A 14,518-nucleotide genomic window follows, 5' to 3' on the forward strand; every position below is an offset into this window, starting at 1 on the left:
GTCTTACTCCTCGGTCGAAAGCCAGTCTTTGATCCGGCCTTCAAACGCCTCGATAACGATCTCGTCGTTGATTTCCTCGACGGCCTCGGAGAGGAACGCCAGCACGAGCAGCGTGCGGGCCTCCTTTTCCGGAATGCCGCGTGCGCGCAGATAGAAGAGGAGATCCTCGTCGATCTGGCCGCTGGTCGCACCATGCGCGCATTGCACGTCATCGGCAAAGATTTCCAGCTCGGGCTTCAGCGACATGTCCGCATTTTCCGACAGAAGCAGCGACTGGGTCATCATCTGACCGTCGGTCTTCTGCGCATGCGGACGCACGATGATCTTGCCCTGGAACACGCCCTTGGCACCGTCGTCGACCACGGTCTTGAAGATCTCGCGGCTCTCGCAATGGGGAACCGCGTGATCGACGACCAGCGTCTGGTCGACATGCTGCCGGTCGCGCACCATGGTGATGCCGAGCAGATCCGCGCGGGCATTCTCGCCGTCGAAGGCGACGAAGGACTGGTGACGGGCAAAGCCCGATCCGATCCCCGCACAGATCAGCTTGGCCTGCGCCTCTTCCGCGAGCGTCAGCGTCGCGGTGGCGATATGGGTCGTCCCGGCGGCTTCCGCCTGAAGCCGCGCCACCGTCAGCCCGGCGCCCTTGCCGGCGCGAATATCGGTCAGCGTGTTGGAGAACGTGCCCTCCACGCCGCCGACGAAGGTCTGCAGGATCACCGCCTCGCTTTTCGCGCCGGCGCGGATCAGGACCCGCTCGGCGGTGCTGGCCGCCTCTGCCCCCGACACATGGACGATTTCCACCGGCTTCGTCAGCTTGGTGTTGTCCGCAATGGCGAGGTCGAGACCATCGGCGCAGAAGATCGCATTGAGACCGACAGCGGCGTCAGCGAGCGCGACCACCGGCAGGTCGAGAAGCGCCTCTCCGTCGGCGGCAAGCGCCTCGGCAAAGGGGCGCACGGTGACGCCCTCGCCGGCAAGCCCCGCCACATCCGACAGTTCCGGATAGAAATGCCCGTCGACAATCACCAGACGGAACCGATCGACCGATGCATAGGCTTCGCCCGCCGAGGCGAGCACGGCCTTGGCATCCGCCTCGGAGCGCCTGGCGGCAAATGCCGGCACGTCCTTCAGCCTTGCGCGCAGGTCGGAGTACTTCCACTCCTCCACCCGGCGGTGCGGCAGGCCGGTGGCGCGAAACGCGTCAAAGGCCTCGGTGCGCAGCCTGGCCACGCCGGCACCGCCGGGCAGCGCGTCGCGCATCGTTTCATAGGCTTCGGCCAGAGCGGCCTCCGCCTTGGTTTCGAGAGTGCGTGGTTCCATGTTCATGACAGCTTCCCCCGCGCTCACGCGGCCGCGCCGACATAGTCGGCGTAGCCGTTCTTCTCCAGCTCAAGCGCCAGGTCCTTGTCGCCTGTCTTCACGATCCGGCCCCGGGACAGCACATGCACGACATCCGGCACGATGTGATCGAGCAGACGCTGATAGTGAGTGATCACCAGGAAAGACCGCTCCGGCGAGCGCAGCGCGTTGACGCCATCGGACACCACCTTGAGCGCATCGATGTCGAGACCGGAATCGGTCTCGTCGAGCACGCAGAGCGACGGCTCCAGCAGCGCCATCTGCAGGATCTCGGAGCGCTTCTTCTCGCCGCCGGAAAAGCCGACGTTCAGCGGACGCTTCAGCATGTCCATGGTGATCTGCAGATCGGCGGCCTTTTCCTTGACGCGGCGCATGAACTCCGGCGTCGACAGCTCGTCCTCGCCGCGCGCCTTGCGCTGTGCGTTGAGGGCCGTCTTCAGGAAGGTCATCGTGGCGACGCCCGGGATCTCGATCGGATACTGGAACGCCAGGAACATGCCGGCTGCGGCGCGCTCGTCGGGCGACAGTTCCAGCAGGCTCTCGCCATTGTAGAGAATGTCGCCGTCGGTGACCTCATAGTCGGTCTTGCCGGCGAGAATATAGGAGAGCGTCGACTTGCCGGAGCCGTTCGGCCCCATGATGGCATGCACTTCGCCGGGCTTTACGGTCAGGTTGACGCCGCGCAGGATCTCGGTGCCGTCCTCGGCAATGCGGGCGTGAAGGTTCTTGATCTCGAGCATCGGGTAATCCTCGTTCATGTCGTTTCGGCGAACCTCTTGGGTTCCGCCGTGAATATTCGGGGCAACGGGAAGCGCGCACCGGAGGCTTCGCGCTTCACTCTTCGGGTCAGCTCAACGGGTCGCGAGCTTGTAGGCAAACAGCACAAGAGCAGCGGCGACACCGACCGCAGCGGCCGTTTTCAACGTGTAGCCCTTGTCTTTCGCGACGAAGAGCATTCCGAGAAAACCGCCGACGCCCCCAGCGACCGGGGTTGCGAACAGGTCGATGGCATCCGCCAGCGTCATCAGCCCACGGAGCCTTCGAGGCTGATCGAGATCAGCTTCTGCGCCTCGACCGCGAATTCCATCGGCAGCTGCTGGATCACGTCCTTGACGAAGCCGTTGACGATCAGCGCCACCGCCTCTTCGTCGCTGAGCCCGCGCTGCTGGCAATAGAACATCTGGTCGTCGGAGATCTTCGAGGTCGTCGCCTCATGCTCGAAGACGGCCGTCGCGTTCTTGCTGTCGATATAAGGCACGGTATGCGCGCCACAGTCCTGTCCGATCAGGAGGCTGTCGCACTGGGTGAAGTTGCGTGCGTTAGAGGCTTTGCGATGCGCCGAGACCAGCCCGCGATAGGTGTTCTGCGACTTGCCCGCCGAGATGCCCTTGGAGATGATGCGGCTGGAGGTGTTCTTGCCCAGATGCATCATCTTGGTGCCGCTGTCGATCTGCTGACGACCGTTCGACACGGCGATGGAGTAGAATTCGCCGCGCGAATTGTCGCCGCGCAGGATGCAGGACGGGTACTTCCAGGTGATCGCCGACCCGGTCTCGACCTGGGTCCAGGAGATCTTGGAGTTCTTGCCCCGGCAGTCGCCGCGCTTGGTGACGAAATTGTAGATGCCGCCCTTGCCCTCGCTGTCGCCCGGATACCAGTTCTGGACGGTTGAGTACTTGATCTCGGCATCGTCGAGCGCGATCAGCTCGACCACGGCCGCGTGCAGCTGGTTCTCGTCGCGCTGAGGGGCCGTGCAGCCTTCCAGATAGCTGACGTAAGCGCCCTTTTCCGCGATGATCAGCGTGCGTTCGAACTGGCCGGTGTTCTGCTCGTTGATGCGGAAATAGGTCGACAGCTCCATCGGGCAGCGCACGCCCTCGGGGATATAGACGAAGGACCCGTCGGTGAAGACGGCGGAGTTCAGCGTCGCATAATAGTTGTCGGTCACCGGAACCACAGACCCGATGTACTTCTTGACCAGCTCCGGGTGCTCCTGCAGCGCCTCGGAGATGGAACAGAAGATGACGCCGGCCTTCTTCAGCTCTTCCTTGAAGGTGGTGACCACGGACACGCTGTCGAAGACGGCATCGACCGCGACGCGGTTCTTCGGCTCGACGCCGGCCAGGATTTCCTGCTCCTGGAGCGGAATGCCAAGCTTCGCGTAGGTCGCCAGCAGTTCGGGATCGACCTCGTCGAGGCTCTTCGGCCCCGGCGTCGATTTCGGCGCGGAGTAATAGTAGATGTCGTTGAAGTCGATCTTCGGATACTCGACGCGCGCCCAGGTCGGCTCGGTCATCGTCAGCCAGCGCTTGTAGGCGTCGAGGCGCCACTCCAGCATCCACTCCGGCTCGTTCTTCTTCGCCGAAATGAACCGGATGATGTCCTCGTTGAGGCCTTTCGGCGCCTTGTCGGACTCAATGTCGGTGCTGAAGCCGTATTTGTATTGATCCACATCGATCGACCGCACGCGGTCGATCGTTTCCTGAACTGCAGGCATTTCCGTCTCCATCCACTGCGGTGTCAAGGACCGCGGGTTGTCGAACTGTCACCGTCAGCAACGAGACGTCACCTTCGGCAGCTACTCAAGGCTCGGTCGGGTCAGGCGGCGCGTCCTGCGCCCGCTGTCCGCATCCGGGCCGTTACACGTCGCCATGCGGCGACAAAGGCCTCTGTTTCTTCCGCGTGCGTATCCGGACCAAGGCTTACGCGCAAGGCGCAGCGTGCCAGGTCCCGATCGACGCCCATCGCCGCAAGAACATGCGAAGACGACACTTTTCCGCTCGAGCACGCCGACCCGGAAGAGACCGCAATCCCCTCAAGATCAAGCGCGATCAGCACTGTCTCGGCCGGCATTCCAGGCACGGCGAAACAGGACGTATTTGGCAGACGCTGCGCGTTCTGCCCAAACACGCGGGTCTCCCCCTTTATATGGAGGAGATCGCGTTCCAGACCATCCCGAAGGACGCGCAATCGGTCCCAATCGGCGATTTCCTCCAGCGCAATCCGCGCTGCGACGCCAAACCCGGCGATGGCAAGCACATTCTCCGTTCCGGCCCGCTTGCGCCGTTCCTGCCCGCCGCCGGTGAGAAGCGACACGGGATGCAGCCCCGCATTGCGCAAAACCAGCGCACCGGCCCCTTGAGGGCCACCGATCTTGTGCGCGGACAAGGACACACTGTCGGCCCGCCAGCGCTCAAGATCGAGCGGAAGGCGGCCGGCCGCCTGGACCGCGTCCACATGCAGCGTCGCGCCAACCTCGTGAACCGCCTGGCCGATCTCCTCGAGCGGCTGGATCACGCCGGTTTCATTGTTCGCCGCCATGACGCTGACCAGGACGGATCGCCCGTCCGCGACAAGCTCGCCCAGCCGCTGCGACAGTTGCGAGACATCGACACGCCCCTCAGCGTCGACCGCGACCGTTTCGACCGCATTCGCCGCAAACCGTCCCCCGGACAGCACCGACGGGTGCTCGCACGCCCCGACCAGCAGCCGGTCGAAGCTGCGGCTGCCGCGCCCGTCGACCCAGACGGGCGACAAGGCGGTCACATTGGCTTCGGTCGCACCGGAGGTGAAGACGACATTGGCCGGTTCCACGCCGGCAAGCGCTGCCGCCGCAGAGCGCGCAGCCTCGATTTGGGCGCGCGCTGCCCGGCCCGGCGCATGAACGGAGGAGGCATTTCCAACCACCCCGATCAGCTCGCGCATCGCATCTGCCACCGCCGGGCGCAGTTTTGCGCCCGCGTTGTGATCCAGATAGATGGCTCTGCCCTGCGCCATTGCGGCATCACTTCCTTCTTCAGGCCCGGGTCTTCCCGGATCGGACACGGTCGAACGTATCGCTGCCGGCACCGCGCAAAACACGAAAAGCGATGCCGTGACGGCCGCACACCCAAGCAATCCTTGCATTTCGGCGCGGAGATCTGGATAAGACAAGCCTACAAGCCACGCGAAGGACCGAAGGGTTCGAAGTGTTCGGCTCGACCGCGAAGTTTCGAACGATTCTAAAGAAGTTTTAGGAACGGCGTTCATCCGAGTCAAGGCGGCACTACGCAATAGCCCTTAGCGTGCCTGACGATTGTCGAACGCGCGTGACACAAAAAGGAACACGAGCCCCATGCACGAGGTGGTCTATGCCTGAGGTGATTTTCAACGGGCCGGCCGGCCGCATCGAAGGCCGGTTTCAGCCGGCGAAATCGCGCACGGCGCCGATCGCTCTGATTCTTCATCTCCACCCGCAGTTTGGCGGGACGATGAACAACCAGATCGTCTATCAGCTCTATTACATGTTCGCGAAGCGCGGCTTTGCCGTGCTGCGGTTCAACTTCCGCGGCGTCGGGCGCAGTCAGGGCACCTTCGATCACGGCCAGGGCGAATTGTCGGATGCGGCGGCGGCACTCGATTGGGTGCAGAGCGTTCATCCCGACGCGCGCGCCTGCTGGATCGCCGGTTTCTCCTTCGGCGCCTGGATCGGCATGCAGCTCTTGATGCGCCGCCCCGAGGTGGAGGGATTCATTTCCGCCGCCCCGCCGGCGAACCTGCACGACTTCTCGTTCCTGGCCCCCTGCCCGTCCTCCGGCCTGATCATCCACGGCGATGCCGACAAGGTCGTGCCGCCGAAGGACGTCCAGAATTTGGTCGACAAGCTGAAGACGCAAAAGGGAATCGTGATCGACCAGAAGATCATTCCCGGCGCGAACCACTTCTTCGAAAACCACATGGACGAACTGATGGGCGAATGCGGGAACTATCTCGACCGCCGTCTCGGCATCGGTACGGAAGTGGCCTGACCGGCCAATGACAGCGCTGAACAAAAACGCCGGCTGGGGTCTCCAGCCGGCGTTTTTTATGACGAACCTGATCGGATAGCCGCGGTCATCGACAGGCCGTCGCGCCAGCGGGTGGCTCAGTTGTCCGGCGACCAGGCCTGATAGTCGCCCGACACCTGCGGACGATGCTCCGGCGTCAGGATCGAGCCCTTCGGACGATAAGCGGCCGGTGTGCCGGTGCCATTGGCACGATGCGGCTTTTGCCACGCGCGCGGGGTGTACTCGACCTCGCTCGGCGGCGTGTCGACGCGGTGATGCATCCAGCCGTGCCAACCCGGAGGGATCTGCGACGCTTCGGCAAGATCCTTGTAGATCACCCAGCGCTTCTTTCCGCCGCGCTCGCGGTAATAGCTGTTGCCGAATTCATCCGTGCCGACGAACTCGCCCTTGCGCCATGTGAAGAAACGGGTTCCCCACGTCGCACCGTTCCACCAGGTGAAAAACTGAAGCAGCAGGCTTTTCATCGACTTCGGCCATTTTCTCGGGAATCAACAGGAACGCCGCGTCCTTGCGGCATCCCGCCCGGCGGATCGGCGCAAGCGCTGAACCGCCTGTCGAGGCGGCGCGACTATGCCTTGTCGTCCGGCCGATGTCCAGTTGCGCAATTGCGCGCGGATCACGCCGCTCCCTTCGTCCGACGGACACGGGCGATCTTGGCGAACTCCGCCTTTTGGCGCCGGGCGCCATTCGTGTGTTCGTCTTCCTCCGGCACCTTGTGCGTCGGGGCAGTTTCGATGATCGCCTCTTTGGGCAGGCGCAGCTCGTCAAGGGGTGCTAGCGGACGTTTCGGCCCGACCGCCGCACGCGCCGGCGAGACGGTGACGATGCTGCGTCCGCCACCGATCTGCTGCCACTTGCGTGCCTTCTCGTCGAGGCTTTCCGCCACGCCGTCGACCACATAGCGTCCGTTCTCGCCCAGCACCAGCGGCCGGCTGTCGCGCAGTGTCCAGGTCAGCCGGTCGTAAAGCGCCGACGGCGACAACGGCTTGATGACCACATTCTGCGCCCCGTCGCGCAGGATCCGGTCGATCAGCGTCCGCGTGCCATGCGCCGTGACGAAGATGACCGGCAGGAAACACAGCGGCGCCATCTTGCGCTGCCTCAGACTGCGCAACAATCCGGTCCCGCTTGTCGGTCGCATCCGCCAGTCGGTGATCACCATGTTGGGCGGATCGAGCCGCATGACCTCGAGCGCCTCGGCCGCCGTGTCGAACGTCCGCACGCGCCGCACGCGAAACCCGAGCAGGGTGGAGCGCAGGATCGTCTGCATCGGTTTGGAATCGTCCACCACCACGACGTCGAGGTCGGTGATATCAAGACCATAGGCGTAGTGCCGCGTCATTCGGGCCACGGGCGCATCCTGCATCTGAACCAGATCGGATACAGTGAACCACGAGCGCATTGTTCTCCCGTTGACCACGCGATGCGCATTTTCAGACAGTTTCGCTAAAATTCGAACGGCCCAGATGGTAGGATGCCATCAGGCGGAAGCGATTCTCCGGCTCGACTGTCGCGTTCCGCGATGGCCATGGCCATTCCGCCGGATCGATGCCGCGGGGCCGGTTTGATGCCACGGGGCCGGTTTGATGCCACGGGGAAGCCCGGCCCTGACCGGGTCGCCCTTAGCAAGCGCTGCCGGCCTCCGTCCTCGATATCCACACCCATACACTACATTTTGGGCCTCAAGGCAGCAGATCCACAATAGATGGATTTCACCGCTTGACGCTTACAAACGATTCACCCTACCTTTTGACCGTCAGACGGATCGCAAGAAGGTTGGAGCAAACGGCTCCGCGTCCATTCCACAGACAGTCGACGAAATGTCATCCGGCTTGAGCGCGGCGGCTCACGGCGGGCGGATTTTTTCGACCTGGAAACGCGATATGTCGTGACAGGCGTGCGCCGGCATACTATATTTGGTGCACACCCAACAGATACGGATCGCGTGGCACACGCGCGGCAACACATGACAGGGCGGCGCCTGCTTCAGCTTTCGCGTTTTTCCAGAGCGCGGAAGTGCGGCGACGTGTTCGCCACTGACCAGACAGCGGCATGACCGCGATCACGCAACGATCGGCCCGGCGGGCCGGATGCACGTAAGGGGGCTTTAGGATGAAAATCGAGCGGCGCTATACCAAGGACGGACAGTCGCCCTATGCGGAGGTTCCGTTCCGGGTCGCCACCAGCGAGATCCGCAATCCGGATGGCTCGATCGTGTTCCGCCTCGAGAACATCGACGTCCCCTCGCAGTTCTCGCAGGTCGCCTCCGACATCCTGGCGCAGAAGTACTTCCGCAAGGCCGGCGTTCCGGCGCGCCTGAAGCCGGTCGAGGAGAACACCGTTCCCTCCTGGCTGTGGCGCAAGGAAGCCGATCTCGACGCACTTGCCGAACTGCCCGAAAACGAGCGCTACGGCTCGGAGATCGACGCGCGTCAGGTGTTCGACCGCCTCGCCGGCACCTGGACCTACTGGGGCTGGAAGGGCGGCTATTTCGACGATGAGGCCGATGCCCGCGCCTTCTTCGACGAGTTGCGCTTCATGCTCGCCACCCAGAAGGTCGCGCCGAACAGCCCGCAGTGGTTCAACACCGGCCTGCACTGGGCCTATGGCATCGACGGTCCGAGCCAGGGTCACTTCTATGTGGATTTCGAGACCGGCGAGCTGACCCGCTCGGCGACCGCCTACGAGCATCCGCAGCCGCACGCCTGTTTCATCCAGTCCGTGCAGGACGATCTGGTCAATGAAAACGGCATCATGGACCTGTGGGTTCGCGAGGCCCGCCTGTTCAAATACGGCTCCGGCACCGGCTCCAACTTCTCCCGCGTGCGCGGCGAAGGCGAGAAGCTGTCGGGCGGCGGCAAGTCCTCCGGCCTGATGAGCTTCCTCAAGATCGGCGACCGGGCGGCCGGCGCGATCAAGTCGGGCGGCACCACGCGCCGCGCGGCCAAGATGGTCGTGGTCGACATCGATCATCCCGATATCGAGGATTACATCAGCTGGAAGGTGAAGGAAGAGCAGAAGGTCGCGGCCCTCGTGACCGGCTCCAAGATCTGCCAGAAGCATCTCTCCGCGATCATGCGCGCTTGCGTCAATTGCGAGGGGCATGACGGCGACTGCTTCGACCCGGCGAAAAACCCGGCCCTGAAGCGCGAGATCCGCGCGGCCAAGAAGATGATGGTGCCGGAGAACTACATCCAGCGCGTCATCCAGTTCGCCCGCCAGGGCTTCACCAAGATCGAGTTCCCGATCTACAACACCGATTGGGACTCCGAGGCCTATCTGACGGTGTCGGGGCAGAACTCCAACAACTCCGTGCGCGTCACCGACGGCTTCCTGACCGCCGTCCTGGAGGATGACGACTGGAACCTGACGGCCCGCAAGGACGGCTCCGTCGCCAAGACCGTGAAAGCGCGCGAGCTGTGGGAGCAGATCGGCTATGCCGCCTGGGCCTCCGCCGATCCCGGCATCCAGTATCACACCACGATCAACGACTGGCACACCTGCCCGGCCTCCGGCGAGATCCGCGCGTCGAACCCCTGCTCGGAGTACATGTTCCTCGACGACACCGCCTGCAACCTCGCGTCGCTGAACCTGCTTCAGTTCCGCCAGGAAGACGGCCTGGTCGACGTGGAGAACTACGAGCACGCCGTGCGCCTGTGGACCATGGTGCTCGAAATCTCCGTGCTGATGGCGCAGTTCCCGTCGAAGGAGATTGCCGAGCTGTCCTACAAGTTCCGCACGCTTGGCCTGGGCTACGCCAACATCGGCGGCCTGCTGATGACCTCCGGCATTCCCTACGACAGCGACGAGGGCCGCGCGATCTGCGGCGCGCTGACCGCGATCATGACCGGCGTGGCCTATGCCACCTCGGCGGAGATGGCCGGCGAACTCGGCCCCTTCCCGGGCTATAAGGAAAACGCCAGCCACATGCTGCGCGTCATGCGCAACCATCGCCGCGCCGCCTATGGCGAGGCCAAGGGCTACGAGGGCCTCAACACCAATCCGGTGCCGCTCGACCATGCCTCCTGCACCGACCCGCGTCTGGTGGAACGGGCGAAGATCGCCTGGGACAAGGCGCTCGACCTCGGCCAGAAGCACGGCTACCGCAACGCCCAGTCGACGGTGATCGCCCCGACCGGCACGATCGGCCTGGTGATGGACTGCGACACCACCGGCATCGAACCGGATTTCGCGCTGGTGAAGTTCAAGAAGCTGGCCGGCGGCGGCTACTTCAAGATCATCAACCGCGCCGTTCCCGCGGCCCTGCGCGGCCTCGGCTACAGCGAGAGCGAGATCGCCGAAATCGAGGCCTATGCGGTCGGCCACGGCTCGCTCGACCAGGCGCCCGCGATCAATCCCGGCAGCCTGACGGCCAAGGGCTTCGACGCCAAGGCGCTTGAGAAGGTCGCCGGCGCGCTCGGCTCCGCCTTCGACATCAAGTTCGTGTTCAACCGCTGGACGCTGGGCGACGACTTCGTGACCGGAACGCTCGGCGTCCCGGCCGAGAAGCTCGACGATCCGGACTTCGACCTGCTGACGCATCTCGGCTACTCCAAGGCCGACATCGAGGCCGCCAACACCCATGTCTGCGGTGCGATGACGCTGGAGGGCGCTCCCTTCCTCAAGAAGGAGCATTACGCGGTCTTCGATTGCGCCAACCCCTGCGGCCGTCTCGGCAAGCGCTTCCTGTCGGTGGAAAGCCACATCCGCATGATGGCGGCGGCCCAGCCGTTCATCTCGGGTGCGATCTCCAAGACGATCAACATGCCCAACGACGCGACCGTCGAGGATTGCGCCGAGGCCTACATGCTGTCCTGGCGCCTGGCGCTCAAGGCCAATGCGCTCTACCGCGACGGCTCCAAGCTGTCGCAGCCGCTGAACTCCCAGCTTCTCGCCGATGACGAGGACGACGAGGAGGATGCGGTCGAGGCGCTGGTCGCCCAACCGCAGCACGCACGGATCGAGAAGGTCGCGGAAAAGATCGTCGAGCGCATCGTGGAGCGGGTGGTCGAACGCCCGGTGCGCGAGCGCGAGAAGATGCCGGACCGCCGCAAGGGCTACACCCAGAAGGCGCGCGTCGGCGGCCACAAGGTGTATCTCACCACCGGCGAATACGGCGACGGCCGCCTTGGCGAGATCTTCATCGACATGCACAAGGAAGGTGCCGCCTTCCGCTCGCTGATGAACAATTTCGCCATCGCGATCTCGCTCGGCCTCCAGTACGGCGTGCCGCTCGAGGAATATGTCGACGCCTTTACCTTCACCCGCTTCGAGCCGGCGGGCATGGTGCAGGGCAACGAGGCGATCAAGAACGCGACCTCGATCCTCGACTATATCTTCCGCGAGCTGGCCGTTTCCTACCTCGCCCGCAACGATCTGGCGCATGTGCCGCCGGAGGCGATCGGCAACACGGCGATGTCGTCGGGCCCGAACGAGGGGCGTGCCACGGATCAGGGCCACAGCGGCGTCGTGTCCCGCGGCCTGGTGCGCGGCCAGACGGAGCGCTTCCGCGTGGTCGGAACCACCGGCGAGCCGGCCGGCGCGCTCGGCAGCAGTGAGACCGCCAAGAGCGGGACGTCCGTGACCTCGACGTCGATCCATGCCCGCACGGCGGCCGTGGCCACGGCGTTCAAGCGCGAGGTGGAGATCGAGACGGAGACGGCAACCGACCTCGGCACAGCCTCCCCCGCCCCGGTCGCCAGCCAGGCGCAGCAGATCGCCCAGGCCAGGATGAAGGGCTATGAAGGCGAGAACTGCGCCGAATGCGGCAACTTCACCATGGTGCGCAACGGCACCTGCCTGAAGTGCGACACCTGCGGCTCGACGAGCGGCTGCAGCTGAGGGCTTCCCGTCCCGGCCAAGCCTGATGCGTCAGTCTATCTCGCCCTAAATCGGGATAGGCTGACGCATCAAGCACCTAAAGACTGCCCACTCTGGATCAGAAAAAAGGTCATCCTCACCCCCCAAGACACCCGGGGGTGAGGTGGAAGTCGACCAAAGACGCGGTTTTGGATCGGCTCAAGGCGGTCCATCCATCCCTCACGCGGATCAAGTCTCGTCAATGCAATGACGAGACTTGATCCAGATACCAAGGTCCAACGCTCTTGACCGCCCCTCGAATGCCTGAGCTGGTTGGGTCGGATCAACCATAGAGCTCAAACATGCCTGGGATGCCAATGACGACGCGATCGCAGCCCAAGCCTCCCCATGCAACAAAGGGCCGCGTCGTCCTTGCTCCAATCACGGTGTCAGAGCGCGTTCTTGTAGATCACACCGTCTTTCATGATCAGATTGAAGTTCTGATGCGGATCAGAAACGAGGTCGAGGTCTTCAAGCGGATTGCCATCGACGAGCAGAAGGTCGGCATAGGCCCCCTCTTCAATGACTCCAAGCGGTCCCAAAGGATAGGGTGTCAACGGTCCAGACAGCTTTAGCAACTCGGCATTGTCGCAGGTTGCCATCTTCAAGGCCTCAAATGGCGTAAACCACTTTTCCAACTTCGCGAGTTGCGCGCCCTGACGTTTGGCGAGATCGGAGCTGAAAAGCGTATCGGTCCCGAAAGCAACCTTGACGCCCAATTCCTTCGCAGTCTTGTAAACGAAGTCGGTTCCGTCGGTTACGAACTTGTACTTTTCCTTCTGAAAGTCGTTCAGTGCCGGAGCATCGACGTCATCCAAAAACGGTTGCATGCTGAGCCAGACGTCTTCCTCCACGAACCTCTGGAGGGTTTCACGGGTGGCCATATGGCCATGTTCCACGCTTTTAACACCTGCATCGATCGAATGGTTTACCGCCTCATCGCTGATGGCATGGGTAAGAACATAAGTACCCCAGTTCGCCGCCTGTTCGACCGCCGCTTCCAGTTCCGCGTTGGTGTATTGCAATGTATGAATTGGGTCATAACTCGACGTGACACCGCCACCAGCCATCAGCTTGATCTGCGTGGCCCCCTGCATCAGGTTCTCGCGCACGCGCTTGAGCACCTCAGGCACCCCGTCCGCGATATAGAACATGTCGGAAGTCTCGAAGGAATGGAGCTTGTCCGGCGTCGCCGGTACGTCGCGGGTCATGCGGAAATCCATGTGCCCCGAGGTCTGAGAAATGGCCGGACCTGACGGGAACACCCGCGGCCCTATAATCATGCCCTCGTCGGTGGCGCGGGCAATATCGAACATTGGCCCGGCGGCGTCGCGCACTGTGGTGAACCCGCGATAGAGCGTGTCGCGCTGCGCGACAGAGGTCAGCAAGTTCCAGTAGCCTTCGTTCGTTGTCATCAGCTGGGAAATGGTGGCCGTGGCATAAACACCATGCCAGTGTGCATCAATCAGTCCGGGGATCATCGTGTGGCCATCCGCCACGATCTCGTGACTGCCGGCCGGAGCCTCCAGATCAGGTTCGATTTTCGCAATAAGGTTGTTGGTGATCAGAACGTCGGCCGCGACCAGGTCCTCATCGCACCCGTTGAAGATCTGCGCCCCTCGAATGACGACATTGTCGTATTTGAGCGCGGGACCATAGCTGTGACCATGCACGATCTTGCCACCATCCGGGGCAAGGGCAATCGGTTCATGCGCGTCCGCGACAGTGGGCAAAACTGTGGGCGCCACAGCAATCACGGCACCAAGAAGAGCGGTGGTTGTCCTGCGAAGCATCGGTCAATTCTCCAGTTCGTTGTTTGGTTCAATTCATCTAAAAAAATGCGGACGCAATCTCTTGCGGGTCAGCGACCAGACTACAGCTTTCGGGTGGATCTCCCTTGACGACGATCAATGCCGCGCAGGCCTCCTCCTTGATTGCACAAAGACCTCATTTCGGATCTGCCGACGGTCAACTTGTCTCACTCTGGACAGTACTCGTGAAAAGGCTTTTTACAAAACTGGATGCATCAAGGAATGCAGATAAGCAGGTTCGTCCCTTTATCGCCGGAATTGGTCGAGAATTTAAAGCACGCCAGCCTGGGTGCCCATTTTACGCTGGACCATCGGTCGCTCCATCGCCTCCGCCAGGTGTTGGCAGTCATTGGCCTGCAAGATCCGAAGAGAACCGCCTGTCACGCGGGACGAACGCCGGGGACACTGCGAGGCGGTGTACGATCAGATCGCTGGAGCGCCGCGAACGCTGCGGATCAAGTTCAATTCTTCCACCGAAACGCCCTCGACCTTCAGCGTCGAAATCCAGGGCGGGAACGGTCAAAGTTTCCAACGACCGGGACCCGGATCGACGACCGTTCGATTGACGGAAAACATGGCAACGGAAATCAGAATGCGAGCGCGCAGCCACGGTATCTTTGCCCAGAGAATACTGGTCTCGGTGATCTGAAGCGATAAGGA

Annotated in this window: 11 protein-coding genes; 3 read left to right on the forward strand and 8 right to left on the reverse strand. The window is 62.8% G+C overall.

Annotated elements, in window-relative coordinates; all coding sequences use genetic code 11:
- Positions 1-3: 3 nt before the first annotated feature.
- The 5 genes from sufD to LC092_RS06030 all read right to left on the reverse strand — a co-directional run bounded on the left by sufD (position 4) and on the right by LC092_RS06030 (position 5,139).
- Positions 4-1,329, reverse strand: a complete 1,326-nt coding sequence (gene sufD / locus LC092_RS06010; RefSeq protein WP_224805534.1) for a Fe-S cluster assembly protein SufD — start codon at positions 1,327-1,329, stop codon at positions 4-6.
- 17 nt (positions 1,330-1,346) lie between these two features.
- Entirely contained in the window at positions 1,347-2,102 is a 756-nt protein-coding gene (sufC, locus tag LC092_RS06015) for a Fe-S cluster assembly ATPase SufC (RefSeq protein WP_224805613.1), read from the reverse strand.
- 111 nt (positions 2,103-2,213) lie between these two features.
- Entirely contained in the window at positions 2,214-2,387 is a 174-nt protein-coding gene (locus LC092_RS06020; protein ID WP_224805535.1) for a hypothetical protein, read from the reverse strand.
- Entirely contained in the window at positions 2,387-3,859 is a 1,473-nt protein-coding gene (gene sufB / locus LC092_RS06025) for a Fe-S cluster assembly protein SufB (protein WP_224805536.1), read from the reverse strand. Before sufB ends, LC092_RS06020 begins: the two co-directional genes overlap by 1 nt.
- Positions 3,860-3,960: 101 nt before the next feature.
- Positions 3,961-5,139 (reverse strand): cysteine desulfurase family protein, encoded by a 1,179-nt coding sequence (locus LC092_RS06030; RefSeq protein WP_224805537.1) that lies wholly within the window; start codon positions 5,137-5,139, stop codon positions 3,961-3,963.
- Positions 5,140-5,492: 353 nt separating this feature from the next.
- On the opposite strand from LC092_RS06030, the gene LC092_RS06035 reads away from it, so the two are divergent.
- Complete coding sequence (locus tag LC092_RS06035; RefSeq protein WP_224805538.1) at positions 5,493-6,149, forward strand: alpha/beta hydrolase; 657 nt, start codon at positions 5,493-5,495, stop codon at positions 6,147-6,149.
- A 116-nt stretch (positions 6,150-6,265) separates the two neighbouring features.
- On the opposite strand, the gene LC092_RS06040 is transcribed toward LC092_RS06035, so the two are convergent.
- A complete protein-coding gene (locus LC092_RS06040) occupies positions 6,266-6,652 on the reverse strand; it encodes an NADH:ubiquinone oxidoreductase subunit NDUFA12 (RefSeq protein WP_224805539.1) in 387 nt (128 codons plus the stop codon).
- Between the two features lie 152 nt (positions 6,653-6,804).
- A complete protein-coding gene (locus tag LC092_RS06045; RefSeq protein WP_224805614.1) occupies positions 6,805-7,530 on the reverse strand; it encodes a response regulator in 726 nt (241 codons plus the stop codon).
- A gap of 770 nt (positions 7,531-8,300) precedes the next feature.
- Between LC092_RS06045 and LC092_RS06050 the strand changes: the two genes are divergently transcribed.
- On the forward strand, positions 8,301-12,029 hold the full coding sequence (locus LC092_RS06050) for a vitamin B12-dependent ribonucleotide reductase (protein ID WP_224805540.1): 3,729 nt from the start codon (positions 8,301-8,303) through the stop codon (positions 12,027-12,029).
- Between the two features lie 407 nt (positions 12,030-12,436).
- On the opposite strand, the gene LC092_RS06055 is transcribed toward LC092_RS06050, so the two are convergent.
- Positions 12,437-13,840, reverse strand: a complete 1,404-nt coding sequence (locus LC092_RS06055) for a metal-dependent hydrolase family protein (RefSeq protein ID WP_224805541.1) — start codon at positions 13,838-13,840, stop codon at positions 12,437-12,439.
- Between the two features lie 433 nt (positions 13,841-14,273).
- Here LC092_RS06055 and LC092_RS21340 point away from each other — a divergent pair, with 433 nt between their 5' ends.
- Positions 14,274-14,507 (forward strand): colicin Z C-terminal domain-related protein, encoded by a 234-nt coding sequence (locus LC092_RS21340; RefSeq protein ID WP_412103528.1) that lies wholly within the window; start codon positions 14,274-14,276, stop codon positions 14,505-14,507.
- Positions 14,508-14,518: the final 11 nt, after the last annotated feature.

Origin of the sequence: Stappia stellulata (assembly GCF_020176715.1) — a bacterium.
GTDB lineage: Bacteria > Pseudomonadota > Alphaproteobacteria > Rhizobiales > Stappiaceae > Stappia.